At 58.4% G+C, this 25,203-nt stretch carries 24 protein-coding genes, 1 tRNA gene and 1 riboswitch; of the genes, 11 read left to right on the top strand and 14 right to left on the bottom strand.

The genetic code is table 11. The features are described from left to right. Nucleotides 1-121: 121 nt before the first annotated feature. Nucleotides 122-2,686, top strand: a complete 2,565-nt coding sequence (locus ACR0MI_RS05565) for a M10 family metallopeptidase C-terminal domain-containing protein (protein ID WP_170816872.1) — start codon at nt 122-124, stop codon at nt 2,684-2,686. Nucleotides 2,687-2,800: 114 nt separating this feature from the next. Here ACR0MI_RS05565 and dxs read toward each other — a convergent pair whose 3' ends face one another. The 6 genes from dxs to ACR0MI_RS05535 all read right to left on the bottom strand — a co-directional run bounded on the left by dxs (nt 2,801) and on the right by ACR0MI_RS05535 (nt 8,059). Further along, nucleotides 2,801-4,729, bottom strand: a complete 1,929-nt coding sequence (dxs, locus tag ACR0MI_RS05560) for a 1-deoxy-D-xylulose-5-phosphate synthase (protein ID WP_170612535.1) — start codon at nt 4,727-4,729, stop codon at nt 2,801-2,803. Nucleotides 4,730-4,745: 16 nt separating this feature from the next. Beyond that, nucleotides 4,746-5,612 carry a polyprenyl synthetase family protein gene (locus tag ACR0MI_RS05555; RefSeq protein WP_170612537.1) on the bottom strand — a complete coding sequence of 289 codons (867 nt, stop codon included), beginning with the start codon at nt 5,610-5,612 and terminating at the stop codon, nt 4,746-4,748. After that, nucleotides 5,613-5,855 carry an exodeoxyribonuclease VII small subunit gene (locus ACR0MI_RS05550; protein ID WP_170612539.1) on the bottom strand — a complete coding sequence of 81 codons (243 nt, stop codon included), beginning with the start codon at nt 5,853-5,855 and terminating at the stop codon, nt 5,613-5,615. Further along, a complete protein-coding gene (locus ACR0MI_RS05545; protein WP_170612540.1) occupies nt 5,852-6,778 on the bottom strand; it encodes a histone deacetylase family protein in 927 nt (308 codons plus the stop codon). The genes ACR0MI_RS05550 and ACR0MI_RS05545 overlap by 4 nt, the downstream gene beginning before the upstream one ends. A 70-nt stretch (nt 6,779-6,848) precedes the next feature. Continuing rightward, nucleotides 6,849-7,550: a response regulator gene (locus ACR0MI_RS05540; RefSeq protein WP_170612542.1), complete on the bottom strand. Its 702-nt coding sequence runs from the start codon at nt 7,548-7,550 to the stop codon at nt 6,849-6,851. Further along, a complete protein-coding gene (locus tag ACR0MI_RS05535; RefSeq protein ID WP_170612544.1) occupies nt 7,547-8,059 on the bottom strand; it encodes a MarR family transcriptional regulator in 513 nt (170 codons plus the stop codon). The genes ACR0MI_RS05540 and ACR0MI_RS05535 overlap by 4 nt, the downstream gene beginning before the upstream one ends. Before the next feature lie 157 nt (nt 8,060-8,216). Here ACR0MI_RS05535 and ACR0MI_RS05530 point away from each other — a divergent pair, with 157 nt between their 5' ends. The 3 genes from ACR0MI_RS05530 (at nt 8,217) to ACR0MI_RS05520 (ending at nt 10,633) form a co-directional block, all read left to right on the top strand. Next, nucleotides 8,217-9,083: a branched-chain amino acid aminotransferase gene (locus tag ACR0MI_RS05530; RefSeq protein WP_480527184.1), complete on the top strand. Its 867-nt coding sequence runs from the start codon at nt 8,217-8,219 to the stop codon at nt 9,081-9,083. 125 nt (nt 9,084-9,208) lie between these two features. Further along, entirely contained in the window at nt 9,209-10,159 is a 951-nt protein-coding gene (locus ACR0MI_RS05525; protein ID WP_170613139.1) for an AraC family transcriptional regulator, read from the top strand. Nucleotides 10,160-10,267: 108 nt separating this feature from the next. Beyond that, nucleotides 10,268-10,633, top strand: a complete 366-nt coding sequence (locus ACR0MI_RS05520; RefSeq protein ID WP_170612549.1) for an SPW repeat domain-containing protein — start codon at nt 10,268-10,270, stop codon at nt 10,631-10,633. Between the two features lie 395 nt (nt 10,634-11,028). On the opposite strand, the gene cobO is transcribed toward ACR0MI_RS05520, so the two are convergent. The 5 genes from cobO to ACR0MI_RS05495 all read right to left on the bottom strand — a co-directional run bounded on the left by cobO (nt 11,029) and on the right by ACR0MI_RS05495 (nt 14,979). After that, nucleotides 11,029-11,628 carry a cob(I)yrinic acid a,c-diamide adenosyltransferase gene (gene cobO, locus ACR0MI_RS05515; protein WP_170612551.1) on the bottom strand — a complete coding sequence of 200 codons (600 nt, stop codon included), beginning with the start codon at nt 11,626-11,628 and terminating at the stop codon, nt 11,029-11,031. 56 nt (nt 11,629-11,684) lie between these two features. Next, nucleotides 11,685-12,620, bottom strand: coding sequence for a DMT family transporter (locus tag ACR0MI_RS05510; RefSeq protein WP_170816871.1), 936 nt, complete (start codon nt 12,618-12,620; stop codon nt 11,685-11,687). A gap of 45 nt (nt 12,621-12,665) precedes the next feature. Next, a complete protein-coding gene (locus tag ACR0MI_RS05505; RefSeq protein ID WP_170612555.1) occupies nt 12,666-13,328 on the bottom strand; it encodes an HD domain-containing protein in 663 nt (220 codons plus the stop codon). Then, entirely contained in the window at nt 13,312-14,412 is a 1,101-nt protein-coding gene (gene aroC / locus ACR0MI_RS05500) for a chorismate synthase (RefSeq protein ID WP_170619049.1), read from the bottom strand. The genes ACR0MI_RS05505 and aroC overlap by 17 nt, the downstream gene beginning before the upstream one ends. 126 nt (nt 14,413-14,538) lie before the next feature. Further along, entirely contained in the window at nt 14,539-14,979 is a 441-nt protein-coding gene (locus tag ACR0MI_RS05495) for a 6,7-dimethyl-8-ribityllumazine synthase (RefSeq protein WP_170612559.1), read from the bottom strand. Between the two features lie 128 nt (nt 14,980-15,107). After that, nucleotides 15,108-15,255: riboswitch (FMN riboswitch) on the bottom strand. 53 nt (nt 15,256-15,308) lie between these two features. Between ACR0MI_RS05495 and ACR0MI_RS05490 the strand changes: the two genes are divergently transcribed. Then, nucleotides 15,309-15,923, top strand: a complete 615-nt coding sequence (locus ACR0MI_RS05490) for an FMN-binding negative transcriptional regulator (RefSeq protein WP_170612561.1) — start codon at nt 15,309-15,311, stop codon at nt 15,921-15,923. Between the two features lie 13 nt (nt 15,924-15,936). On the opposite strand, the gene ACR0MI_RS05485 is transcribed toward ACR0MI_RS05490, so the two are convergent. Further along, complete coding sequence (locus ACR0MI_RS05485; RefSeq protein ID WP_170816870.1) at nt 15,937-16,380, bottom strand: cytochrome c family protein; 444 nt, start codon at nt 16,378-16,380, stop codon at nt 15,937-15,939. A 487-nt stretch (nt 16,381-16,867) separates the two neighbouring features. On the opposite strand from ACR0MI_RS05485, the gene petA reads away from it, so the two are divergent. Genes petA through ACR0MI_RS05470 form a run of 3 tightly spaced genes read left to right on the top strand, consistent with a single transcriptional unit; the run spans nt 16,868 to nt 19,598 of the window. Continuing rightward, a complete protein-coding gene (gene petA, locus ACR0MI_RS05480) occupies nt 16,868-17,452 on the top strand; it encodes a ubiquinol-cytochrome c reductase iron-sulfur subunit (RefSeq protein WP_170612564.1) in 585 nt (194 codons plus the stop codon). An 11-nt stretch (nt 17,453-17,463) separates the two neighbouring features. After that, nucleotides 17,464-18,795, top strand: coding sequence for a cytochrome b (petB, locus tag ACR0MI_RS05475; protein WP_170612566.1), 1,332 nt, complete (start codon nt 17,464-17,466; stop codon nt 18,793-18,795). A 17-nt stretch (nt 18,796-18,812) separates the two neighbouring features. After that, nucleotides 18,813-19,598, top strand: coding sequence for a cytochrome c1 (locus ACR0MI_RS05470; RefSeq protein WP_480853848.1), 786 nt, complete (start codon nt 18,813-18,815; stop codon nt 19,596-19,598). A gap of 141 nt (nt 19,599-19,739) precedes the next feature. Here the strand turns inward: ACR0MI_RS05470 and mtaB are convergent, their stop codons facing one another. Together mtaB and dapF are read right to left on the bottom strand one after the other, a co-directional pair. Continuing rightward, complete coding sequence (mtaB, locus tag ACR0MI_RS05465) at nt 19,740-20,996, bottom strand: tRNA (N(6)-L-threonylcarbamoyladenosine(37)-C(2))-methylthiotransferase MtaB (RefSeq protein WP_170619050.1); 1,257 nt, start codon at nt 20,994-20,996, stop codon at nt 19,740-19,742. Then, entirely contained in the window at nt 20,993-21,835 is an 843-nt protein-coding gene (gene dapF, locus ACR0MI_RS05460; RefSeq protein ID WP_170612571.1) for a diaminopimelate epimerase, read from the bottom strand. Before dapF ends, mtaB begins: the two co-directional genes overlap by 4 nt. A 209-nt stretch (nt 21,836-22,044) precedes the next feature. On the opposite strand from dapF, the gene ACR0MI_RS05455 reads away from it, so the two are divergent. From ACR0MI_RS05455 to ACR0MI_RS05445, 3 genes are all read left to right on the top strand, one after another. Then, a tRNA-Lys gene (locus ACR0MI_RS05455) sits at nt 22,045-22,120 on the top strand. Nucleotides 22,121-22,721: 601 nt separating this feature from the next. Next, nucleotides 22,722-24,068 carry a substrate-binding protein gene (locus ACR0MI_RS05450; RefSeq protein WP_170612573.1) on the top strand — a complete coding sequence of 449 codons (1,347 nt, stop codon included), beginning with the start codon at nt 22,722-22,724 and terminating at the stop codon, nt 24,066-24,068. A gap of 103 nt (nt 24,069-24,171) precedes the next feature. Further along, on the top strand, nt 24,172-25,203 hold the full coding sequence (locus ACR0MI_RS05445) for a branched-chain amino acid ABC transporter permease (protein WP_170612576.1): 1,032 nt from the start codon (nt 24,172-24,174) through the stop codon (nt 25,201-25,203).

Genomic DNA, 25,203 nt, shown 5'->3' with positions numbered 1-25,203 from the left:
TGGAGGTTCTGGACTTAACGATTTGTTCAGATATTTTTGAATCCGCAATCTTCAATTGCCATGAAAATGACAATTTGAAACTGAATTCAGCTTTGAAACGAATTTTCTTTGAGGTCCTCAGATGCTTACGTTCCCGCCGCAACCCCCGTCATCCTCTCCCCTCAGCGCAATTCAAGGTGACAGAGCTTACGGTGATGGCAACCCGGCGACCGTCACGACGATTACGTATCATTTTGGGGATTTCTACGATAAATTCGGCACTTCGTTTTGGACAGACGCATATAAGAACGAGTTCAAGCAGGCCCTTGCGGTCATAGAATCGGTCGCAAATATCCGATTCTTTGAAACCTCCAACGCCTTTGCCGCCGATCTTGTCGAGTATATCGCCCCGAGCAGTTTCTTTACTGGCCAGGGGTTTTCCCCCTATACACTGGGATATCATTACTACCCCAACTACGGCCCGTCAGAAGGTGCCTTCAACACCAACTGGTGGGCGGCCGGGCCGGGGGGTAACGGCACACCCGGGGCGTATTTTTTCACGACGATCCTACATGAAATCGGTCATGCGCTTGGTCTTGGGCATCCGCATGACACGGGGTTGTCCACAACTGTCATGAGCGGGGTGACGTCGCCCTTCAATGACTACGGCGCAAACAATCTGAATCAGGGCGTTTACACCGTCATGTCCTACAATGACGGCTGGACGCAAGTGAACGGCAATCTATCCCCATACGCGCAGTTTGGCGGATCGACCGGGTTGGGCGCGTTGGATATTGCGGCCCTGCAAGCCCTTTATGGTGCGAATACAACGCACAATTCGGGTAACACCGTTTATACTCTGCCATCAGCCAACGTCAGCGGGACAGGCTATCAGTCGATCTGGGACACAGGTGGCAACGATACGATCCAGCACCTCGGTAGCACAGGCGCGCTGATCGACCTGCGTGCAGCTACGATAGACTACTCAGCGACCGGTGGCGGGATTGTCTCCAACGTCGGTGGCGTTATGGGCGGTTTCACAATCGCTCAGGGCACCGTGATCGAAAACGCCACGGGCGGATGGGGCAACGATACGCTCATCGGGAACAGTGCGAACAATGTTCTGATTGGTACAGGCGGCAACAACACGATTATCGGCGGCGGCGGTAACGATGCTATTTTTGTCGCCTCCGGAACCGGAACAGACACCGTTCAGGGCGGCGACGGAAATGATGTGGCCATCGTCACCAGCAACAACGGCACGTTCTCAGGAGGGGCGGGTACCGATACCGTTCGATTTGTCAGCGCAACAAGCGGTTATCTGCTAATTCAGAACGGCAGCACCTACCAATTCAAAAGCGTCGCGAACGGAGCAACATTCTCTGTTTCGTCGGACGTGGAACAGTTTCAATTCTCGGATGGCGCGCAATCGTTTGACAGCGCCGGGGTTGTAGCGGCCATGGGTGTCGTGAACGTTGAAACGGTCGGCACGGTGCTTCAGCATGCAAATCAAGGGATATACGTACTGGACGGTGGATCGTCGAATGTCGCGCTGACTTACAACGGACAAGCGGTCGGCCAGAACACGCTGGGCGGCTGGCAGGCCATTCACGCCGAGGCCAGCGGTGGTGGCTATCGCGTACTTTGGCAGAACACAGACGGCAGTTACGCCGAATGGATCACCAACGGACAGGGGCATTTTCTCAATGGGTCGATAGTCAGCAACATCTACAGTCTTGAGATCGTATATGGGGCCGATATCAACGGTGATGGCACCACAGGACACGTGGCGATACCTATTGAGAGTAACGGGTCGACAACACTGTCCCTCTGGACCCAGGGCTCCTACCTTATCAATGGAAGTATCCCGGTATCCCTGAACGGCACGACAATTGCACCTGGTAGTCTGGCTGGCTGGGATGCCGTTCAGGTCGAAGCTTCTGGTGGCGGTTACAGACTTTTATGGAAAAACACCGATGGTAGTTACGCCGAATGGATCACCAACGGGCAGGGGCAATTTCTCAATGGGTCGATAGTCAGCAACATCTACAGTCTTGAGATAGTCTATGGGGCTGATATCAACGGTGATGGCACCACAGGACATGTGGCGATACCTATTGAGAGTAACGGGTCGACAACACTCTCCCTCTGGACCCAGGGCTCTTACCTTATCAATGGCAGCATCGCTGTATCGCTGCAGGACGGCACCATTGTTGCGCCTGGTAGTCTGGCTGGGTGGGATGCCGTTCAGGTCGAAGCTTCTGGTGGCGGTTACAGACTTTTATGGAAAAACACCGATGGCAGCTATGCAGAATGGTATCTGGATGGTTCAGGTCAATATGCGGGCGGTGCCCTGGTTCCTGATGTTGTCGCCGTCGAACTCTTTTATCAGTGGGATATCGATGGCAGCGGAACGGTCGGATTTGCACAACCGAAACTGGCCCACCCCGATGCTCTGGAACCTGTTGCAAACCAATTTGTCGCCAATCTGCTTCTGGCGGTCGATGAGGAAGATACGGACAATCTGATCTTTGTCGCGGAACTGGAAGACGCCGAGGAAACGGAGCCCTTCTTCGAGACAGATGGCGAACTGGCCGCACGAAACATTTCGGAAATTCAGCCAGAGCTCGGTGATAGCTTTGATCACCATTCGGAAGATGAGCTGGAAGTCTTTGACCCTCTGGAAGAAGATGCATTCCTGATCTGATCAGAGATCTGATTGCAAGACAAAAGAGAATGGCCGCCGTCAAACAGATGACTGCGGCCATTTTGCAGAAAGCGTAAGAAACCCGGGATCTGGCCTAAAAACCGCCCACTGAAATCAGGCGCGTTTTTCGCCGATTGTCGCGATACCCAGCACATCCAGTACTTTTGCTTCGATATGCTCGGCATTCATTCCGGCCTCGGCATACATATCCACCGGGCTGGCCTGATCGATGAACGTGTCAGGCAAAACCATTGAGCGATACCTGAGGCCGTGGTCGAACACCCCTTCGTCCGAAAGCAGTTGCGCAACGTGGCTGCCGAACCCGCCCACTGCACCTTCTTCGATGGTTATCAGGGCCTCGTGATCCCCAGCCAGCGACAGAATCAGGTCCCGATCCAGCGGTTTGGCAAAGCGGGCATCGGCAATAGTGGGTGAAATGCCCTTGGCTGTCAAAGATTCCGCAGCCTTCTCCACCTCGGCCAGGCGCGTGCCAAATGACAGCAACGCCACGCGCGCGCCCTTCCGGATCATGCGACCCTTGCCGATTTCCAGAATTTCACCGCGTTCCGGCAGTTCTACGCCAACACCTTCGCCACGCGGATAGCGGAACGCGATGGGGCCGTCGTCATGGGCTGCGGCAGTCGCAACCATATGCATCAGTTCCGCCTCGTCAGCGGCGGCCATCACCACCATGCCCGGCAGATTGGCCAGATAAGCGATGTCAAACGAACCGGCATGCGTCGCGCCATCCGCGCCCACCAGCCCGGCGCGATCGATTGCAAATCGCACCGGCAACCGCTGGATGGCAACATCATGAACAACCTGATCATACCCACGCTGCAAAAAGGTCGAGTACATCGCGCAGAACGGTTTCATCCCGCCTGCAGCCAGTGCGGCGGCAAATGTTACCCCGTGCTGTTCGGCAATCGCCACGTCAAAACAGCGCGATGGGTAGCGTTCGGCAAACAGGTTCAGGCCCGTACCATCCGGCATTGCGGCTGTGACCGCGACGATCTTGTCGTCACGCGCAGCCTCTTCAACAAGCGTTTTGCCGAAAACCGAAGTGTAGGACGGCGCGTTGGATGGTGCCTTTTTTTGTTCGCCCGTCACCACGTCGAATTTCGCCGTCGCGTGCCCCCTGTCGCGGGCCTGTTCGGCCGGGGCGAAACCTTTGCCCTTCTTGGTCAACACATGGATCAGGATCGGCCCGGTTGCCCGCGCCTTGACGGTGCGCAGCACCGGCAGCAACTGGTCCATGTCATGCCCGTCGATCGGTCCCACATAGGAAAAGCCCAGTTCTTCGAACAGCGTGCCCCCTACGGCCATCCCCTTCAGCATCTCCTTGGCGCGCTTTGCGCCTTCACGGAACGGTTCCGGCAGCAGCGAGACCGCGCCTTTGGCGGCAGCTTTCAGATCGTGGAACGGTTCTTCGGCGTAAATTCGCGACAGATAGTTGGAGAGCGCACCAACCGGTGGCGCAATGCTCATCTCATTGTCGTTCAGAATGACGATCAGGCGTTTCTTCAGATGGCCGGCGTTGTTCATCGCCTCAAAGGCCATGCCCGCAGACATCGAACCGTCGCCGATCACGGCAATCGCGTCACCCAGACCTTCGGGTGTTACTCCGCCCAGATCGCGCGCCACGGCAAAGCCCAGCGCCGCACTGATCGATGTACTGGAATGCGCCGCGCCAAAGGGGTCATATGGGCTTTCGCTGCGCTTGGTGAACCCGCTCAGGCCATCTTTCTGGCGCAGGGTCCGGATTCGGTCGCGGCGTTCGGTCAAAATCTTGTGCGGATAGCACTGATGGCCGACGTCCCAGATGATCTTGTCGCGCGGTGTTTCGAAAACCGCATGCAACGCCGTGGTCAGTTCGACCACGCCCAATCCCGCACCCAGATGCCCGCCGGTGACGGAAACCGCCGAAATCGTCTCGGCCCGCAGCTCCTGCGCCACCTGATGCAACTGCGCGTCCGAGAACCGCCTGAGGTCCGCAGGGCGGTTCACAAGGTCCAGCAGGGGCGTATTCGGGCGGTCAGACATTTGGCGCGTTCCTGGCTTAGCTGTCCCGGGCAATAACGAAGCGGGCGGCGTCCTTCAAGGTTTCTGCCTGCGGACCATACCCATCCAGCGCGGCACAGGCCTGATTTGCCAGGTCCACGGCACGAGCCTTGGCCGCGTCCAGACCCAGCAGCGAGACAAAGGTCGCCTTTCCGGCCGCCGCATCCTTTTGCAAACGCTTGCCGGCTTTTTCGGCGTCACCTTCTACATCCAAGATGTCATCAGCAATCTGGAAGGCAAGTCCAAGGGCACGGGCATATTGGCGCATCGGCTCTGGGTCGATCTGCGCCAGGCGCGCACCCGCACAGGCGGACCATTCGATCAGTGCGCCGGTTTTGCCCGCCTGCAGGCGCGTGATTTCATCCAGTGTCAGCGGGGTTTCCGCCGTTTCCGCCGCAATATCCATTGCCTGACCCAGAACCATCCCCTGCGCGCCACTCGCCTTGGCCAATGTCACGGCAAGTTCCGCGCGCACCTCGGCGGTTCCAACCTCGGGCCGGGTGCACAATTCAAAGGCCAGTGTCTGCAGGGAATCGCCGGTCAAAAGGGCAGTGCCTTCGTCCCATTTCACGTGCACTGTCGGGCGACCTCGGCGCATATCATCGTCGTCCATGCAGGGCAGATCGTCATGGACGAGTGAATAAGCATGCAACGCCTCGATCCCGGTTGCGGGCCAGATCGCCTGCGCGGCGTCAATTCCATGTAACCGTGCGCTTTCCAGTACCAGGAACCCGCGCAGGCGCTTTCCGCCCTCGGTGGCATAGGCCATCGCCCGGGTCACATCCAGATCGTCCAGCGCCCCCAGCACCAGATCGAACTGGTGCTGAATCCGCGCGGCATCCTGCGCCAGAATGTCCTGAAACATCTACAAACCTTCGACAGAGGTCGTCCCGGTCGGCTGCCCGTCGGCGTCCAGAGTGATCGCAGCCACCTTTTCCTCGGCCCGCTTCAGCTCGTCCTCGCAGCGCTTCTTCAGCTGCGCGCCACGCTCATACAGCGCGATGGATTGGTCCAGCGCCACGTCGCCGCGCTCCAGCTGGCCGACCACGGCCTCAAGCTCTTTCATCGCCTGTTCGAAAGTCATCTGCTCAACTGGGGTATCGGTCATCGTGCTGCCTTCATCAGTTCTTCCACATGGGCGCGTGTCGCCTCGGCCAGTGCGTTCAGATCATATCCGCCTTCCAGAGTCGAGACGATGCGGCCGCCGCAAACCTCATCGGCGATCCTGCACAGTTCGGCCGTGATCCAGGCGAAGTCGCCGGTCGACCAATTGAGATTGGCCAGGGGATCGTTCTGATGCGCGTCGAACCCGGCCGAGATAATGATCAGTTCCGGCTTGAATGCACGCAAACGCGGAAAGGCCTGCGTTTCGTAGGCCCTGCGCATTTCAGGGCCACCCGTACCGGGCGCCAGCGGAATATTCAGGATTGTCTCGAAGGCGCCGGTCTCATCCGGACGACCCGATCCGGGCCACAATGGCATCTGTTGGCTGGTGATCAGCAACGCGCGCCGCTCGTCCCAAAGCAAATCCTGCGTACCGTTGCCGTGATGTACATCAAAATCCACCACCGCCACCCGGCCAAGACCATGATGGTCCAGCGCATGTTTGGCCGCCAGCGCAGCGTTGCCGAACAGGCAGAACCCCATGGCCGTGTCAGTTTCGGCATGATGCCCGGGAGGTCGGATGGCGCAGAAGGCATTGCCGGCGTCTCCCTCCAAAACCATGTCCACGGCCCGAACAACCGCACCGGCGGCGCGATAGGCAGCGTCGATCGAACCCGGAGACAGAAACGTGTCCCCGTCAATCTGGGCAAACCCGTCGACGGGGCGCATTTTGCGCAGGTCGCTGATGTAGCTTTGCGGGTGTATGCGCAAAAGATCGTCATCCGCCGCCAAGGGGGCGGTCACCCGATTCAGGTCCAGGGGTTCAAGCGCATGCAGAATATGCTCCAGCCGTGCGACACGTTCGGGGTGCCCGTCGGGTGTTACATGCCCAAGGCAATCCGCGTGGGTCAAAAGGGCTGTTTTCATGGGGATCCCTTCTTCATCTGGCTAAAAATATCCTCGCCGAAGGCTTCAAGTCGCCGCGCAGCGGCACCTCTCAGTCCGGCGCCAGCATGTACCCGGCCCCGCGCACTGTCTGAAGATAGCGCGGTTGCTTCGGGTCCTGTTCGATCTTGCGGCGCAGGCGGGTGATCTGCACATCCACCGCCCGCTCCTGTGCCTGGCCTTTGTCCCGGCCCAAATCCTCGACAAGTTTGGCGCGGCTGATCGGTTCACCCGGCTGGGCCGAAAAAATCTTCATCAACTGGCTTTCCGTCGCCGTCAGCCGTACCGGGTTCTCGCCCTGCCACATCTCTCCGCGCTCAATATCGTACCGAATGGGTCCAAGTTGCAAAATCTTGGCTGCGCTGTCCTGTGCAGGCGTGTCTGGCATCCGTCTCAGGATCGCATTGATCCGCAGCAGCAGTTCCTTGGGCTCAAAGGGTTTGGACAGGTAGTCGTCCGCGCCCGCTTCCAGCCCGGAAATCCGATGCTCGGTCTCACCCTTTGCCGTCAACAGCAGGATTGGTGTCGCATGAGTTTCGCGCAGGGACCGCGTCAGGCTGACGCCGTCCTCGCCGGGCATCATCACATCCAGAACGATCAGGTCAAAGTCCAGTCCGGACAGCACCCGCCGGGCGTGCGCCGCATCCCGGGCCGCCGTGACCAGAAATCCGTTACGCATCAGGAATTTCTTGAGGAGATCACGAATGCGCTCGTCATCATCGACGATCAGCAGATGGGCGTCCATTTCGCTCATGAAGTCGTATCCCGCAATTTCGTATATGCATGACGCATATCAGCATCCATCATCGCTTCAAGCACTTTGCGAAAGCCCGAGACCGCCTCGGGTCCGGCTTCCTTGTAAGCCGCGCGCATCCGAACGCGCTGCGCCTCGGACAGCGTCGCCTCCAGTGCCCTGCCATTCTCTGTCAGAAATAGGTGTCGTTCCCGTTTGTCCACTGTTCCGACCCGGCTTTCCACCAAACCGTCTTCGATCAAAGTGCGTAAGACCCTGTTCAGAGACTGTTTTGTCACCCCCAGAATGGCCAGCAGATTATTGACCGTTGTCCCCGGCGCGCGGTTGATGAAATGGATGGCCCTGTGATGCGCACGGCCATAGGCCATCTGCGCCAGAATGCGATCCGGATCGGCGGTAAAGCCGCGATACGCAAAGAACATCGCCTCGATCCCCTGCCGCAACTGCTCGTCAGTCAGAAACAGCAGGCTTTCTCCACCAAAGACCTGAGTCGGGCGGGTGTCGGACATATTGCGCCTCATTCGTTACTCGGGTTGACTTTATGTCAGTGATATTGACATTCCAAGTGCACACAGGAATCGATTCCCAGTTTTTGCGCAATTTCATGTCCATTTCAGGCAAAACTTGCGCAACAATCGGAAACAATTACCGGCTCAGGAGGTTCGCATGGCGGGATATGACGATCGTGACGGTGTCATCTGGTTGGATGGCAAACTTGTACCCTGGCGCGAGGCCAATGTGCATATTCTGACCCACGCAATGCATTATGCCTCGTCCGTATTCGAAGGCGAACGGGCGTATAACGGCAAAATTTTCAAAAGTCGCGAGCATTCGAAACGTCTGATCGCCTCGGCCGAGGCGCTGGATATGCCCATGCCTTATGACGTCGATCAAATCGAAGCCGCCAAGGAAGAGGCGCTGAAAGCCAGCGGTCTTCAGGATGCCTATGTACGCGCACTGGTCTGGCGCGGTTCGGGTGACGATATGGGTGTGGCTTCGGCCAGAAACCCGGTGCGGATGGCTGTCGCGGTCTGGCCCTGGGGCGCATATTATGGTGACGCCAAGATGCAGGGCGCCAAGCTGGACATCGCCGAATGGAAGCGGCCCAGCCCGGAAACCATACCGGTTCACGCCAAGGCGGCGGGCCTCTACATGATCTGCACGATCTCGAAACACAAAGCCGAAGCCAAAGGCTGCTCGGACGCCCTGTTCATGGATTGGCGTGGGTTTGTGGCCGAGGCAACCGGCGCCAACGTGTTCTTCGTCAAGGATGGCGAGGTCCACACTCCGTTGGCCGACTGCTTCCTGAACGGCATCACCCGCCAAACGGTCATTCAGATGCTGAAGGACAAAGGCATTACCGTGCACGAGCGCCGGATCAAACCGGAAGAGATGGCCGATTTCGAGCAATGCTGGCTGACCGGCACCGCTGCTGAGGTCACCCCGGTTGGGCAGATCGGCAACTATACGTTCGAAGTTGGCGATCTTACCCGTGAAATCGCGGCAGACTACGAAGCCCTCGTCCGCGCCTAATCCCGAGCCCGAGAACCATTGAAACCCTCGCTTTTGGCGGGAGTTTTTCTATGCAGGTTGTCCGGATTTCCTTGCTGAACGTTCAGCCGGATGGACGATTGCGCAAGGATGTGTACAGTGCTGTCATGTTGGACCTGCTCAGCGATATCCTCACACGCCTGTCCCTGCGCGGGACGTTCTATTTCCGCACATCCTTTACGCCCCCCTTTGGAATTCAGGTTCCGGCCTTTGAAAACGTGGCTCGGTTCCATTTCGTGCAACGCGGGGAATTGAAGGTTCATGTGTCTTCAACCGGAGACACATTGCGCCTCAAACAAGGGGATCTGATCCTTGTTCCGCATGGGGCGGCCCATGCGTTGTTGTGCAACGAGGTCAGACCATTCGATGCGCTGCCACTGGAGCAGGTGCTGCAGCAGTCCGGCTATCAGGGTGACGGTGTTCTGGTCTATGGGGGCGAGGACAAGGATCGCGACACGCAGCTGATCTGCGGGCATTTCTCTTTCACCGCGCCACCGGGGCGACGCGGAACAGGACATATGCTGATTGATCGGCTGCCGCCCTATATTCTGATCGAAAATTACGGCGAAGAGGCGGGCGCCTGGATCGAGGCTACCCTGCGCATGATCGGGTCAGAAGTGAGCGGGGCCCGGATCGGGGGCGACCTGATCGCGCTGAAACTGTCCGAGGTCCTGTTTGCACAGGCAATCCGTGCCTATCTGGAACACCAAAGCCCCAGTAACGCCGCTCTGGCGGGATTTGCCGACCAGCGGGTTTCGCGCGCGCTTACCGCGTTTCACCGCGCCCCCGCACAGGAGTGGAGCGTGGAGACACTGGCCCGCGAGGCAGGAATGTCGCGCACGGCATTCGCACAGTTGTTTGCCGAGAAGATGGGAACGACACCCATGCAGTATCTGACCAACTGGCGCATGCAGATTGCCTGCCATGGCCTGACCGAAAGCCGCTGGAACGTCGCTGATGCCGCCGCCGAAGTGGGTTATGCCTCGGAGGCTGCGTTTTCCCGCGTTTTCAAAAAACAGATCGGCCTATCTCCCGCGGCCTATCGGGCGATGAACTAATACCTCGATCTGCTGAACGATCTGCAAAGAGCTGCGAACGCCAAGAGCTAATACGTCCTGAACTGCACCCTTATCTTGGGGCTACTCCAAGCAAGGAAAGGAAACATCATGTCTCTTCGTTTCGTAACGCGCACCGTGCACGCCTATCTTGATTACCCGGTCGCCCTGGCCCTTATGATCCTGCCTTTTGTTCTGGGATTGGGTCAATCAAACCCGATCGCCTTGTGGCTGTCCGTCACAACGGGCGTCGCCGCATTTGTTCTGACCGTTCTGACCGATCATCACCTTGGGATCTGGCGGGTCCTGCCCTACAAGCTCCATCTCACGGTGGACCTGATTGTCGGGATCACCTTTCTGCTGGCACCCAGCCTTTTTGGTTTCACCGGGCTGGACGCGGTCTTTTACTGGCTGAACGGTGCGGCCGTGGTTGTTGTCATTTCACTCAGCGCGCCCGAGCAAGGCGTCACCGCCTGAGTGCAAATTCAGACTTGAGTATTCCGACTAAAACAGTCAGATTCTTAAGAAGCGCCGGATGCATCTGTTTCGGCATCAGGTTTCGGGGCGGTCTGCGAGCTTAGCGCAGCACAAGGTGACGGCACGCCACCGCCCCGAAAACGACTATGAGAGGTTTGGGATGTGTCGCCCGTTTGATGAACTCATGTCCAAACACGAGGCCGCGACCTCCTGCGGGTGTGGCTGCAATGAAGATTATGCCGCCTATCTCGATCAGAACGGGCCAATCAGTAAAGATACAGACACCCGAGTTTCCGAAGAAGAGTCAGCCCGTCTACGCGAGTCAGTGCGCCGTGTGTTTGAAGCCCGAGCCGCACGAAGCGGCCCGGTGAATGATTGACCAAACCGACCCCGTATCAGAAATCGACGCCGCGCTGGGCTTTGATACCGGCCTGAAACGGGTGTTTTTCCACGTTCATTTCGGTGACCAGATCGGCATAGTCCCGCAGCGCTTGAGGCGCGTCGCGACCTGTCAGAAAGACGCTGGTACGCTCTGACCGGTTCTTCAGCCCGTCGATCACCTGTTCGACCGAAAGGTACTCGTAGCGCAATGCGATGTTGATCTCGTCCAGCACGACAAGATCATAATCTCCGCTGCTCATCAGCTTGCACGCTTTGTCGAAAGCGGCGTTTGCGGCGGCGATATCGCGTTCCTTATCCTGTGTATCCCATGTAAAACCTTCGCCCATGGTGTGCCACGTCACCAGATCGCGCTCTTCGAAAAAGCGCCGTTCACCGGTTTTCCATTTGCCCTTGATGAACTGTACAACGGCAACCTGCTGACCCCAGCCCAGCGCCCTGATCACGACACCAAATGCGGCCGAGGATTTGCCTTTGCCCTTGCCTGTGTTGATCAGAACCAGGCCGCGTTCGGGATCGACCGCCTCGGAAACCTTCTTACGGTGCTCAGCCTGCACCTTTTGCATCTTTTCCTTGTGATCCTGTGCGTCACTCATCGGGAAACCTCGTTGTTTGTCGCGCCCAAACTAGGGAAAGATGGCGAAAGGTAAAGTCACGCTTTGGGGTCCGTGACAGATCTGGCCTTGCCGCGCTCCAGCCCCAGCTGATGCTCGCGCCAGATCACCACCGCATTGCCGGCGATGACCAGAACAGCCCCAAGCAAAATGGCCAGCGTTGGCAGCTCATCGAACCAGACATAGCCGATACCGATGGCAAACAACATGGTGGTATAGTCATATGGGGCCAGCATCGAGGCCTGTCCAAACCGGTACGAGGACGTCACCAGGATTTGCGCGACCCCCCCGGTCAGTCCCATCGCAATCAGTATCGCCAGCTGCTCCCATGTCGGCACGGCCCAGCCCCAGAATACCGTCAGCCCGGACAGGGCGGTCGCCGTAACCGAAAAGTAGAAAACAATCGCTGCCGGATGGTCCACCTGAACCAATTGCCGGATGTGAATCTGCACAAAGGCCCGCGCGATTGTCGCGCCCAGCACGCAAAGCGCACCAATTGTGGCCGCCAGTTCCAGTTCGGTGCTGCCAAGCCGCGGCCACAACATGATCAGAACACCCAAAAGGCCCAGAATGACGGCACCAATACGGATCAAACGGATACGTTCGCCCAACATGACCGCTGCGAGAACCAGGGTAAAAATCGGGGTCGCATAGCCAATGGCAGTCACTTCGGGCAGCGGCAGCAGGCTGAGCCCGGTGAAAGTCAAACCCATTGCGGTCGTGCCCAGAACACCGCGCCAGAAATGACCCATCGGCTTTTTGACCACGAAGCCCTGCGCCAGTTCCCCACGCGATATCAGCCAGATGATGATGACCGGAATGGCAAAGAGCGACCGGAAAAAAACCAGTTCACCCGGTGGAAAATCTTCTGACAATGCCTTGACCAGCGCCGACATCAAGGTGAACAGAAAAAGGGCGCTGAGTTTCAGCGCCACGGCCAGTACGGGTCGATGCGATGTTAAGGGTTTTGCCATCGGCGCGACCCTGCGCCTTTGCGGCGCAAAGATCAACGGCTGGAATCAGCGGTCTGTCCAGCTTGGCGGCAAGGTACTGCCGATCTCTTCCGCGAATTCTTCAAGAAAACGGATCATCCGGCCGATCCGCTGCTGCGCGATCTGTTTTCCGGTCTCGGTCAGCATGTCATTCGGCAGGCTGAGAAGCTTGACTTTCCAATGGTCGACCGAGAAGTGCAGGTCATCCAGAGGCCGGTGTTCTGCAAACGGGTCGGCCGGATCATAAAGCGACCGCCCCAATGCGCCGGAAACAGAAAAGTTGCGGGCTACGCCGATCGCGCCCAACGCATCCAGCCGGTCGGCATCCCGCAGAATACGGGCCTCATCCGTTTCAGGCGTGATGTTGGCCGAAAAGCTGTGGGATTCAATTGCGTGCTGAATGGCGCGGATCTGATCCGGGCGATAGCCCAATTCCCTCAGAACAGTCTCTGATTCCGTCGCGGACCGGCGCGAGGCCAGATGCCGGCAAGGGTCATCTTTTGGCAGGTTCACCAGATCATGCAGATAGCTTGCGGCCAGAAGCACGGCCATATCCGTTTCGCGATCCGCGATGGCCTGCGCATTCACCCAGACCCGGTCTAGGTGGGCCAGATCATGGGCAGGGTCGGTCTCCATCCGCTGCGCAACGATGCCGCGCAGGCGTGTCCGCAGATCAGCCGATCCGTCCACGGTTCTCTCCGATCTGGCCGCGGTGCAGCAGCAGGTGGTCTAGGATCACGCAAGCCATCATCGCCTCGCCTACCGGGACAGCGCGAATGCCGACGCAGGGGTCATGGCGGCCTTTGGTGATGATTTCGGTCTCTTCCCCGGATTTGGTGATCGTTTTGCGAGTTGTCAGGATGGACGAGGTCGGCTTGACCGCGAAACGGACCACAATGTCCTGTCCGGTCGAGATACCGCCGAGAATACCGCCCGCGTGGTTCGAACTGTATTGCGGGCCGTTCTGGCCCATGAAGATCTCATCTGCATTGGCCTCTCCGGTCAGTTCCGCCGCGGCCATACCCTCGCCGATCTCGACGCCCTTGACCGCATTGATCGACATCATCGCGGCGGCCAGATCAGTGTCTAATTTGGCATAAACCGGCGCACCAAGACCGGCAGGAACGCCGCGCGCGACCACTTCGACCACGGCACCAACCGAGTTTCCGGATTTGCGCAGATCGTCCAGAAAAGCCGCCCAACCCTCGGCCGCGTGCGCATCCGGGGTCCAGAACGGATTTTGTTCGATCTGGGACCAGTCGAAATTGTCGCGATTAATCTTGTGGGGTCCGATCTGCGTCATGTAACCGGTGATCTGAACATTGGGGGCAATCTGTTTGATCGCCTCACGCGCCAGACCTCCGGCCGCAACACGAGAGGCCGTTTCGCGGGCCGAACTGCGCCCACCACCGCGATAATCGCGGATGCCGTATTTCTGCCAGTAGGTGATATCGGCGTGGCCCGGGCGGAACTTGTCCATGATGTCGCCGTAATCTTTCGAGCGCTGATCGGTGTTTTCGATCATCAGCTGCACGGGGGTCCCGGTGGTCTGGCCTTCGAACACACCCGAGAGGATTTTCACCTGATCCGGTTCACGCCGCTGAGTGGTGAACTTGTTCTGCCCCGGTTTGCGCTTGTCCAGCCAGTGCTGGATCATTCCCTCGTCGATCGCGACGCCCGGCGGGCAGCCATCGACGGTCGCACCCAAAGCGGGTCCGTGGCTTTCACCCCAGGTGGTGACGCGGAAAAGATGGCCAAAGCTGTTCATCGACATGAGGCGTGCTCCTTTGCGCGATGTGATTAGCGGTCGCGGGGCCCGGCCTCAAGCGGATTTGCTGATTGGTCCGGGGGGCGCTGCCCGATGGGCAGCGCGTTTTGAGTATTTTTGAAAAGATGAAGTTCAGGCGACTTGCGCAATCTCTGCACGGGATTCGGTGATCTTGAGAGCGGCCTGTGCGGCTTCGCGCCCTTTTTTAACGAAATGCGCACGATAGATGGCGTTGTGGTGGTCGGTTTCCTGATACTGGTGCGGCGTGAGCGAGACCGAGAGGACGGGAACGCCCGTGTCCATTCCGGCGCGCATCAGCCCGTCGACCACGGCCTGTGCCACGAAGTCATGCCGGTAGATGCCGCCATCCACGACAAAGGCGGCGCAGGCAACAGCGGCGTAGCGCCCGGTTTGGGCCAGATCGCGGGCCAGCAGAGGCATCTCGAACGCGCCCGGCACGTCGAAAACATCGACCTGATCGGCAGGGATCAGTTCCAGAAACCCGTCGAGCGCCCGGTCAACGATGTCCGAATGCCAGTTGGCTTTGACGAATGCATAGCGGGTGTGTGTCATCAAGATCTCCTTTCGGTTTGGTTGCCAACTGGCTGTCGCGAGAACCGGTTCCCACTTTTCGCTGCCAGCCCGGCATGACACGTCACCCAAGGCGATCACGAGCCGCCGCGCCGTTTGGCGGCGCGCCAGCACGTTCTCTTTCATCCGGACTGTAACCGTCGGCTCTGGCCTCTCACCAGATCTGCTGACACCCCGGTCGCCGGGGCCGCTCGCGGGCTTGCGGGTCGTGACCCGCATACCGCCGGTGGGGAATTCCGCCCCGCCCTGAGAACGCGCGGACCTTGCCAAGGTGCGGGCGGTTCTGCAAGAGATTTCGCAGGAGGATAGACATGCACCCGAACCCTGCCTTCCGCGCTGAAGACACTGCGCGCCATATCGCCTTTGCCCGAGAACGGGCGTTCGGGGTTCTGACCCTTTCCACGGATCAGGCGCCGTTGCTCAGCCATGTGCCTTTCTTAATTAGCGAAGATGGGGCCGTTGCCGACCTGCATCTGGTGCGATCGAACCCGATTGTGCACGCACTGAAACAGCCGCGTGTTGCCCGGATCGCCGTGTCCGGGCCGGACGGGTACATCTCACCCGATTGGTACGGGGCCGAGGACCAGGTGCCGACATGGAACTATGTCGCCGTGCACCTGACAGGCCGGATCAGGGTACTGCCACATTCTGAATTGCGGGATTTGCTGGATCGCCAATCCGCTTTCTACGAAGAGCGCCTGCGGCCCAAGCCGCCCTGGACCGCCGGAAAGATGAACTCGGACGCGTTGGAGCGCATGATGCGGATGATTGTCCCGTGCAGACTGCAGGTGGACGACATTCAGGGCACCTGGAAGCTGAATCAGAACAAAACCGACAAGATGCGGCATTCTGCGGCCGATTACGTTGAAGCGGATGGTTTTGGCAGCGAGACCGGATTGCTGGCCACATTGATGCGGGGAACATGACCAGCCGGATCGGTCATTCGCTGAAGGTCGCCAGATAGGCCGCGATATCGTCGGCGCCCTTTTTCAGCCTGACGCTCATGTTCGGACGCGCGGTTTCGTCATTAAGGTACTCCCTGATAAAGCCAATCGGATCTTGGGAGTAGGCAGAAATGTTCTCTTCGGTCCAGGCCAGCCCTTCTTCGCCCGCCCGTATCATGTCGTCAGTAAACATGCCGATCGGCAGACGCTCGCTGCCATAGCGATAATCATTTTCGGCTCCGGCAACGCGACCTACGACACCAAAGAGATTCGGACCGGTTATGCCGCCTTTGACCAAAACCTCGCCATCTTTGATGATTGCGTGGCAAGAAGAACAGCGGTTGTAGAGTTTTTCGCCTTTTTCCGGATCGCCGGCGGCAGTGGCCTGAGATGCAGCGGCCAGCGCCAGGGTCACGACGGTTGCAAAGAGCTTTGACATAGAGAACGTCCTGTTGCGGGTGAGGTTTCCCCTGCCCTTCCGGGATTCCCGTTAAAAGTGCAATCGAAAACAGCCACATCTATGCGGTTGAAAAATATGTATTTTCAACTCAAAATTTACGTGACGGTGGAGGCCCTTAAAGTGGAAATTTGTGCGGCGAAATCTGGTCAGGAGTATGCAGACCGGGGACCTTGTGGCACGTCCGGTGTCAGCATCAGGACAGGTTCCCCGTTTCGATATGTGACCCCGAATCACGTTGCGCCCGATCTGCGGTGATCGGCAAATTTCCCCGCTTAACCCCACCGCTATCTTGAAAAAATGCCCCTTCGTTGTGACATGAATGCCCAGATGCGGCGTAGTGCGCGCCTATGACCGCTGGACGAACCGTTTTCTCCCGGATAGATAGCCGCGATGAGACGCCGTATTTGATGCGGTGCTGATGCATGTTTGCCCGGTCCACCCGGGCGTCGGAATCGGAGAAAACCTCGTGTCCCACGCAGAAGACCACGAAGGCACCCGCAGAGATTTCCTCTACTACGTCGCTGGCGGCGCAGGTGTCGTTGCAACGGGGGCGGCCGTCTGGCCCCTGGTCAACCAAATGAACCCATCGGCAGACGTTCAGGCGCTGTCCTCGATCCGCGTGGATGTCAGCGGGGTTGAGCCGGGTACGCAGCTGACAGTCAAGTGGCTGGGCAAGCCCGTGTTCATCCGTCACCGCACCGGTGCCGAGATCCAGGAAGCGCAGGAGCAGGACGCCGAAGGCGTTGACGCTCTGCCGGATCCGCTGGCCCGCAACTTCAACCTGAACGCTGATGCGCCGGCAACCGACGCCAACCGCGTCATGCCTTCGCCCGAAGGCGAAGCACCGGGCGCATGGATCGTTCAGATGGGCGTCTGCACCCATCTGGGTTGCGTACCTTTGGGTGATGCCGGCGATTTTGGCGGCTGGTTCTGCCCCTGCCACGGTTCGCACTATGACCTTGCCGGTCGTATCCGCAAAGGCCCTGCGCCTGAAAACCTGCCCGTTCCGCCTGCGGAGTGGACGGATAACTCCACCATCAGACTCGGCTAAGGGAGACCCAGATGTCCGGAATTCCCCACGATCATTACGAGCCGAAGACAAACGGCGAAAAGTGGCTGAACAGCCGCCTTCCCATCGTCGGCCTGCTGTATGACACCCTCATGATCCCGACCCCCAAGAACCTGAACTGGTGGTGGATCTGGGGCATCGTTCTGGCGTTCTGCCTGGCGCTGCAAATCGTCACCGGCATCATCCTGGTGATGCACTATACTCCGCATGTCGATCTGGCCTTTGCCAGCGTCGAACACATCATGCGCAACGTGAATGGCGGCTACTTTATCCGCTATCTGCACATGAACGGCGCGTCGCTTTTCTTTGTCGCGGTCTATATTCACATGTTCCGCGGCCTGTTTTATGGCTCGTACAAAGCCCCGCGTGAGATCACGTGGATCATCGGTATGCTGATCTACCTGATGATGATGGGCACTGCCTTCATGGGCTACGTTCTGCCCTGGGGTCAGATGTCCTTCTGGGGTGCGACCGTGATCACCGGCCTGTTTGGCGCGATCCCGTTCATTGGCGATGCGATCCAGACCTGGCTGCTGGGCGGACCCGCCGTAGACAACGCCACGCTGAACCGCTTCTTCTCGCTGCACTACCTGCTGCCATTCATCATCGCGGCGCTGGTCATCGTGCACATCTGGGCCTTCCACACCACCGGAAACAACAACCCCACGGGTGTTGAGGTGCGTCGTGGCTCGAAGGCCGAGGCAGAGAAAGACACGCTGCCGTTCTGGCCCTACTTCGTGATCAAGGACCTGTTTGCGCTGGCCGTGATCCTGGTAATCTTCTGGGCGATTGTCGGTTTCATGCCGAACTACCTGGGCCACCCGGACAACTACATCGAAGCCAACCCGCTGGTTACGCCTGCGCACATCGTTCCCGAATGGTACTTCCTGCCGTTCTACGCGATCCTGCGGGCGTTCACCGGTGAGGTCTGGGTTGTTCAGTTCGCCAGCTTCATCACAGGCGGTATCGTCGACGCCAAGTTCTTTGGTGTGATTGCGATGTTCGGTGCGATCCTGGCAATGGCTCTGGCACCCTGGCTGGACACGTCGACCGTGCGTTCGGGCAAGTACCGCCCGATGTTCAAATGGTGGTTCTACCTGCTGATCATCGACTTCTTCGCCCTGATGTGGCTGGGTGCGATGCCCGCGGAAGAGCCTTACGCAACCTTCTCGCTGATCGCGTCCGCCTACTGGTTCGCCTATTTCTTCGTGATCCTGCCGATCCTGGGTGTTATCGAAAAACCCGAGGCGCAGCCGGAAACCATCGAAGAAGACTTCAACGCGCATTATGGCAAGGCAGACGCCGACGCCACGCCGGCCGAGTAAGAAGAGGGACCGGAAACATGTTCAAGAAACTTGCAATCGGTGCCGCGTTTGCCATCGCCCTTACCCCTGCTGCGTCCTTCGCGGCAGGCGGCGGCGAGCAGCACATCGAAGACTTCGACTTCTCGTTCGAAGGCCCCTTTGGCACCTGGGATCAAAACCAGCTGCAGCGTGGTCTTCAGGTCTACACTGAAGTCTGTGCGGCCTGCCACGGCCTGAGATACGTACCCCTGCGCGACCTTGAGGCGCTGGGATATTCGGAAGAAGCAGTCATCGCCTATGCGGCTGGCAACTTTGAAGTGTTCGATCCCGAGCTGGATGATTTCCGTCCGGCAATCCCGACGGACCACTTCCCGGCCAATGACGGCGTTGGCGCACCGGACCTGAGCCTGATGGCCAAGGCCCGTGCCGGCTTCCACGGCCCTTACGGGTTGGGCATCAACCAGCTGTTCAAAGGCATGGGTGGTGCGGAATACATCGCCTCGCTGCTGGATGGCTATACCGGTAAGGAAAAGGAAGAGGCAGGTGCGGTTCTGTACGAAAACACCGCCTTCCCGGGTGGCTGGATTTCGATGGCACCGCCGCTGGCCGAAGATCAGGTGGAATTCGCCGATGGCCACCCTGCCACCGTCGAAGCCATGTCCGAGGACATCGCCGCCTTCCTGATGTGGACCGCCGAACCGAAGATGATGGATCGCAAGAATGCCGGTTTCGTTGGCGTTCTGTTCCTGTCGGTGCTGTCGGTTCTGCTGTATCTGGTCAACAAGCGCCTTTGGGCACCCCACAAAGGCAAGAAGCTGCACTAAGCACTGACCCGCAAAGAACGAAGAAACCCCCGCGCCATTGGCAGTGGGGGTTTTTTGTTGTGATCGGAGTGAAGGGGCCAGCCCCTTCTTGGCCTGCGGCCAATTCAACCCCGGGATATTTCTGGCCAGATGAAAAGCGGATCAGGCTGTCAGTTGAGTGTCCGTGTTGCCCCTAATGGTGGCGGTCACGATCTTGCCTTCGGTTTGCGGTGTGGAAAACGTCACTTCGGTGAACTGCTCGGTCCGGCCCATGTTCGGGTTCTCCATCAGGATGTGATGGGTTCTGCCGATCTGGGCGGTCAGGTGTTTGGAGACCTGAACCGCTCCTGCCGCGCGTAAACGGGCGGCGCGGTCTTTGATGACATTGCCGTTGATCTGCTGCGGTATTCGGGCCGCCGGAGTGCCATCGCGTTTGGAATACGGGAAGACGTGCAGCCAGGTCAGGTCGCAATCTTTGACCAGCTTCAGCGAGTTCTCGAAATGCGCTTCGGATTCGGTTGGGAAACCCGCGATGATATCGGCGCCAAAGGTCATATCGGGGCGCAGTTTGCGGGCCTCTTCCGTGAAGCGAATTGCATCATCGCGCAGGTGGCGGCGCTTCATGCGCTTCAGGATCAGATCGTCGCCATGCTGCAACGACAGGTGCAGATGCGGCATCAGGCGCGGCTCGGTCGCGATCGCTTGCATCAGGTTTTCATCCACCTCGATGGAATCAATCGAACTTATCCGCAGGCGCGGCAGGTCCGGTACCAGCTTCAGAATGCGCATCACCAGATCACCCAGCTTGGGCTGCGCCGGCAGGTCTGCCCCCCACGAGGTCAGGTCTACACCCGTCAAGACAACTTCGTTGTACCCCCGCTCCACCAGCCGTTTGATCTGGTCGACCACAACGCCCGCCGGGACGCTACGCGAATTGCCACGGCCATAAGGGATGATGCAGAAAGTGCACCGATGGTCACAGCCATTCTGGACCTGCACATAAGCGCGCGAGCGCGTGCCGAACCCGTCGATCAGGTGCCCGGCGGTTTCGGTCACGGACATGATGTCGTCGACCTGCACGGATTCGGTCTCGCCGATGAAGTCGGCAGCCATGCTTTTCCATGTCGCGGGCTGCATTTTTTCGGTATTCCCGATCACCGCGTCGACCTCGTCCATACTGGCAAATGTCTCGGGCTCGGTCTGGGCCGCACAACCGGTGACAATCAGACGCGCATTGGGGTTTTCGCGCCGAAGCTTGCGGATTTCCTGCCGTGCCTTGCGCACCGCCTCGGCCGTGACCGCACATGTGTTCACGACAACAGCATCTGTCAGCCCTGCCTCCTGCGACAGTTCTTTCATCGCCTCGGTTTCATAGGCGTTCAGGCGGCAGCCCAGTGTGGTGAATTTGGGCGGGTTCATCCCAGCGACCCTAGGAATTCGGGCGTCAACGTACCCGAGAAGACATGGCAGGTCGGCCCGGTCATCCAGACGCCATCCTCGCGCCAGTTGATCCAGATTGTTCCGCCGTCCAGTTCGATCTGAACCTTGCGCCCGGTCAGGCCCCGGCGCGCTGCCGAAACCGCCGTCGCGCAGGAGGACGAGCCCGAAGCCAAAGTGATACCCACGCCACGCTCCCACACGCGCATACGCAAGTGATCCGGACCGATGACCTGCACCACCTGTACATTGGTGCGTTCGGGGTAAAGGGGATGATGTTCGTATCGCGCGCCGAACTCCGTCAGGGGAATCGCCTCGGCATCCTCGACAAAGAAGGTACAATGCGGGTTGCCCATACCGGTGGCGCTCGGGCTGCCCTCGATCGGCAGTTCCAGCGTATCGACCTCTTCTGCGAGCGGAATCTCATGCCAGTCCAACTGCGGAGGCCCCATGTTCACTGCAGTCAGCCCGTCGCCCACATCCCGCGCAACAAGCGTGCCGCGTTCTGTTGTCAGGGTCAGGTTGGATTTTCCGGTCTCCTCCATCAGAAACCGGGCAATGCAGCGGGTGGCATTCCCGCAAGCCGCAGACGTCGACCCATCTGCATTGTAAAACACCAGATGCGCGTCTTCTTCACCTTGCTGAATGACGGCAAGCTGGTCGAAACCCACACCCATCTGACGATGCCCGATTCCCCGCGCCAGGGCGGGCGTCATCTCCACCGACGCCGCACGTGCGTCGAGAATGACGAAGTCATTTCCCAGCCCGTGCATCTTCATGAAGGGCAATCCGGTATCGAGTCTCAGCTGCATGGCGCGCATATAACCCTGCGCAGGACATGAATCCAGTCTGACAGGGAGATTCGTAAAAAAAGGGGTTGACCCCCCTGCGCCACCTGCCTAATTAGGCCGCCTATCGGGTCGCCTGAAACACTGATTTTTCAAGCGGAACGAGGTGCAAAAAAGGTCTTGAACCCAACCGGGAACTTGCCTTAAAGAGCGCCACGGATCGACGAGATCCAAAAAAGAGTGGGCCGTTAGCTCAGTTGGTAGAGCAACTGACTTTTAATCAGTGGGTCGCAGGTTCGAATCCTGCACGGCTCACCACTTTTTCAAAATCAGGCCTGCACGCAGATGGCTGAGGTGAAGTTGAAACCCGGTCGCTCCGCGTCGTGAAAGCCAGCTTCCGAAAGTTCACGCCTTTGGTCTTGATCAAGCCCTGTTTCCCAAACTCCGAACTCGTAGTGCCCAGCTTTCCTTTCGATTTGAACGGCATCCGAGCCATATAATCCGCCTCGAATTTGAATGCTGTGTGATACCTATCTTCTTCGATTGACCCTAAGTTTTTGTCATTATCCGGCGGGGGTGTGCCAGCACCTCTCTCAGAATTCAGCCATGATGACATCAGTTCAATTGGCATTTTCCCTCAGTAATGGCTCTCTGAATTTGTAAGAGTCCGCGTCAGACGGCTGTCACTGAGGGAATTCACATCTAAACATCTGAAGTTCATAGTTACTGTGACAGTGCGCTTCTGAAATTTTTCAAGATCGCCAATTATTCGTAAATTTGTTTACAAAATTTTGTTTCAAATCCAGTTATTTATTGTGAAATTTTCCACTCGCTTTCCATTATTGAAATGCACATAAGTGCGCTTTCGTCTGCTGGAAGAGGAGCCAGACGGCGAAAGAAAGGGAAATGGGAGGAATTAATGACCAACAAATCTGTCACACGCCGCGGCGTGCTGAAGTCTGGTGCCGTTGCAGGTACCGGTCTGGCCCTGCCTACGATCTTCACGGCTTCGTCGGCTGCTGCTTTTACCAACGAACCGACGGGGTCATCCGTCACTTTGGGCTTCAATGTCCCACAAACCGGGCCTTATGCCGAGGAAGGCAATGACGAACTGCTGGCGCAACAGCTTGCGGTCGAGCATCTGAACGGTGAGGGTGATGGCGGCTGCCTGAACACCTTTACGTCCAAGGCACTGAAAGGGAACGGCATCCTGGGCAAGAAGGTCGAGTTCGTCACCGGCGACACGCAGACCAAGTCAGACGCCGCACGCGCATCGGCAAAGTCGATGATCGAAAAAGACGGCGCGATCATGATTAACGGTGGTTCGTCCTCGGGCGTGGCCGTTGCCGTTCAGGGTCTGTGCCAGGAGGCAGGCGTGATTTTCATGGCGGGTCTGACCCACGCCAACGACACGACAGGCAAGGACAAGAAAGCCAACGGTTTCCGCCATTTCTTCAACGCATACATGTCGGGCGCAGCACTTGCACCCGTGCTGGCAGCGGAAATGGGCAAGGAACGCCGCGCCTACCACCTGACGGCCGACTACAACTGGGGCTGGACCCAGGAAGAGTCGATCGTCGCATCGACCGAAGCCTTGGGATGGGAAACGGTCAACACGGTCAAGACACCACTCGCGTCAACGGACTTCTCGTCCTACATCACGCCGGTTCTGAACTCGGGCGCAGACGTTCTGGTCCTGAACCACTACGGCGGCAACATGGTGAACTCGCTCACCAATGCGATCCAGTTCGGCTTGCTGGACAAGGTGGCCAACGGCAAGGACTTCAAGATCGTCGTGCCGCTGTACTCGGAACTGATGGCCGCCGGTGCGGGCGAGAACATCAAAGGCGTGCTGGGTTCGATGAACTGGAACTGGCAGCTGCAGGATGAAGGCACCAAGGCCTTCGTGAAGTCCTTTGGCGAAAAGTACGGCAAACCTCCGTCCAACTCGGCACAGACCTGCTATGCGCAGGTTCTTCTCTATGCGGATGCCTGCGAGCGTGCGGGTACTTTCAATCCGTGCGGTGTTGTTGAAGCTCTGGAAGACTTCGAGTTCGATGGTCTGGGCAACGGTCCAACCTGGTATCGCGGTGCAGACCACCAGTGCTTCAAGGACGTGCTGGTCGTTCGCGGCAACGAGAACCCGACCAACGCTTACGACACGCTGGAAATCGTCGAGATCACGCCGCGTGCGCAGGTCGAGTACGATCCGGAGCATCCGATGTTCGCCGGTGGCGCACTCGGAGAATGCAACCCGGGCGCGTAAGCCCCTGTGTTTGAGTCTGGCCGCCCCATCGGCGGCCAGACATTCGCGGCAGGGCTGATCCTGTCGCACCACACTCCACACTGACCAAGCCTGAGGTGGGCCAATGGACGCCATCCTACTGCAAATCCTGAACGGTCTGGACAAAGGCTCGGCCTATGCACTGATTGCCTTGGGACTGACCCTTATTTTCGGAACGCTGGGCGTTGTGAACTTTGCCCACGGGGCATTGTTCATGATCGGGGCGTTCTGTGCCGTAACCTTGCAAAAGCTCATGAACCTGAGCTTCGTGACCATCGACGAAACCCAAACCGACTTTCTGGGCAACCCGCTGAAGGTCGAAACACCCTATGTCGAGGCCTGGTTCGGTCCCGAGTTCGGCGCGACGATCATCGACTGGTCTGTTCCGCTGGCCATCCTGTTCGCGATCCCGATCATGCTGTTCGTCGGCTATGTGATGGAGCGCGGGCTGATCAAGCATTTCTACAAGCGCCCCCACGCGGACCAGATCCTTGTCACCTTTGGTTTGGCGATCGTGTTGCAGGAAATCGTGAAGTATTTCTTCGGCGCCAACCCGATCCAGACGCCGCCGCCCGACGCACTCAGCGGCTCTGTCGACCTTGGCACAATGATCGGCTTCGATCCCAACGCGATCATCTATCCGATCTGGCGCCTGGTTTACTTCGGATTTGCCGTCGCCATCATCGGTGCCGTCTTCTCATTCCTGCAGTTCACGACCTTTGGCATGGTTGTCCGCGCCGGAATGGCCGACCGCGAGACGGTGGGCTTGCTGGGTATCAATATCGACCGCCGCTTTACCATCATGTTCGGCATCGCGGCCGCTGTGGCTGGCTTGGCCGGTGTAATGTACGGGCCGCTCAACCCGCCAAATTATCACATGGGGATGGACTTTCTGGTCCTCAGCTTTGTTGTGGTTGTTGTCGGCGGCATGGGTTCGCTGCCCGGAGCGGTGCTGGCTGGCTTCCTGCTGGGCGTTCTTGAAAGCTTTGCCTCAACGACCTGGGCCACCACAACAATCCCCGGAATCAACCAAATCATCATCTACCTTATTGCCATTATCGTGCTGCTGACACGCCCGCGCGGGTTGATGGGACGCAAAGGCGTGATGGAGGAATAA

Source organism: Ruegeria sp. D4 (genome assembly GCF_056534475.1).
This window is presented reverse-complemented; position numbering and strand designations above follow the sequence as displayed.

Bases quoted from the DNA above. Each gene is read 5' to 3' on its own strand.
- ACR0MI_RS05470 (WP_480853848.1), top strand. From the start codon at position 18,813: ATGTTCAAGAAACTTGCAATCGGTGCCGCGTTTGCCATCGCCCTTACC.
- ACR0MI_RS05485 (WP_170816870.1), bottom strand. From the start codon at position 16,380: ATGTCAAAGCTCTTTGCAACCGTCGTGACCCTGGCGCTGGCCGCTGCA.
- ACR0MI_RS05510 (WP_170816871.1), bottom strand. From the start codon at position 12,620: ATGGCAAAACCCTTAACATCGCATCGACCCGTACTGGCCGTGGCGCTG.
- dapF (WP_170612571.1), bottom strand. From the start codon at position 21,835: ATGCGCGCCATGCAGCTGAGACTCGATACCGGATTGCCCTTCATGAAG.
- ACR0MI_RS05565 (WP_170816872.1), top strand. From the start codon at position 122: ATGCTTACGTTCCCGCCGCAACCCCCGTCATCCTCTCCCCTCAGCGCA.
- ACR0MI_RS05545 (WP_170612540.1), bottom strand. From the start codon at position 6,778: ATGAAAACAGCCCTTTTGACCCACGCGGATTGCCTTGGGCATGTAACA.
- ACR0MI_RS05550 (WP_170612539.1), bottom strand. From the start codon at position 5,855: ATGACCGATACCCCAGTTGAGCAGATGACTTTCGAACAGGCGATGAAA.
- ACR0MI_RS05450 (WP_170612573.1), top strand. From the start codon at position 22,722: ATGACCAACAAATCTGTCACACGCCGCGGCGTGCTGAAGTCTGGTGCC.
- ACR0MI_RS05445 (WP_170612576.1), top strand. From the start codon at position 24,172: ATGGACGCCATCCTACTGCAAATCCTGAACGGTCTGGACAAAGGCTCG.
- petB (WP_170612566.1), top strand. From the start codon at position 17,464: ATGTCCGGAATTCCCCACGATCATTACGAGCCGAAGACAAACGGCGAA.
- ACR0MI_RS05555 (WP_170612537.1), bottom strand. From the start codon at position 5,612: ATGTTTCAGGACATTCTGGCGCAGGATGCCGCGCGGATTCAGCACCAG.
- ACR0MI_RS05520 (WP_170612549.1), top strand. From the start codon at position 10,268: ATGTCTCTTCGTTTCGTAACGCGCACCGTGCACGCCTATCTTGATTAC.
- ACR0MI_RS05495 (WP_170612559.1), bottom strand. From the start codon at position 14,979: ATGACACACACCCGCTATGCATTCGTCAAAGCCAACTGGCATTCGGAC.
- dxs (WP_170612535.1), bottom strand. From the start codon at position 4,729: ATGTCTGACCGCCCGAATACGCCCCTGCTGGACCTTGTGAACCGCCCT.
- cobO (WP_170612551.1), bottom strand. From the start codon at position 11,628: ATGAGTGACGCACAGGATCACAAGGAAAAGATGCAAAAGGTGCAGGCT.
- ACR0MI_RS05525 (WP_170613139.1), top strand. From the start codon at position 9,209: ATGTTGGACCTGCTCAGCGATATCCTCACACGCCTGTCCCTGCGCGGG.
- mtaB (WP_170619050.1), bottom strand. From the start codon at position 20,996: ATGAACCCGCCCAAATTCACCACACTGGGCTGCCGCCTGAACGCCTAT.
- ACR0MI_RS05535 (WP_170612544.1), bottom strand. From the start codon at position 8,059: ATGTCCGACACCCGCCCGACTCAGGTCTTTGGTGGAGAAAGCCTGCTG.
- ACR0MI_RS05530 (WP_480527184.1), top strand. From the start codon at position 8,217: ATGGCGGGATATGACGATCGTGACGGTGTCATCTGGTTGGATGGCAAA.
- ACR0MI_RS05490 (WP_170612561.1), top strand. From the start codon at position 15,309: ATGCACCCGAACCCTGCCTTCCGCGCTGAAGACACTGCGCGCCATATC.
- aroC (WP_170619049.1), bottom strand. From the start codon at position 14,412: ATGTCGATGAACAGCTTTGGCCATCTTTTCCGCGTCACCACCTGGGGT.
- ACR0MI_RS05540 (WP_170612542.1), bottom strand. From the start codon at position 7,550: ATGAGCGAAATGGACGCCCATCTGCTGATCGTCGATGATGACGAGCGC.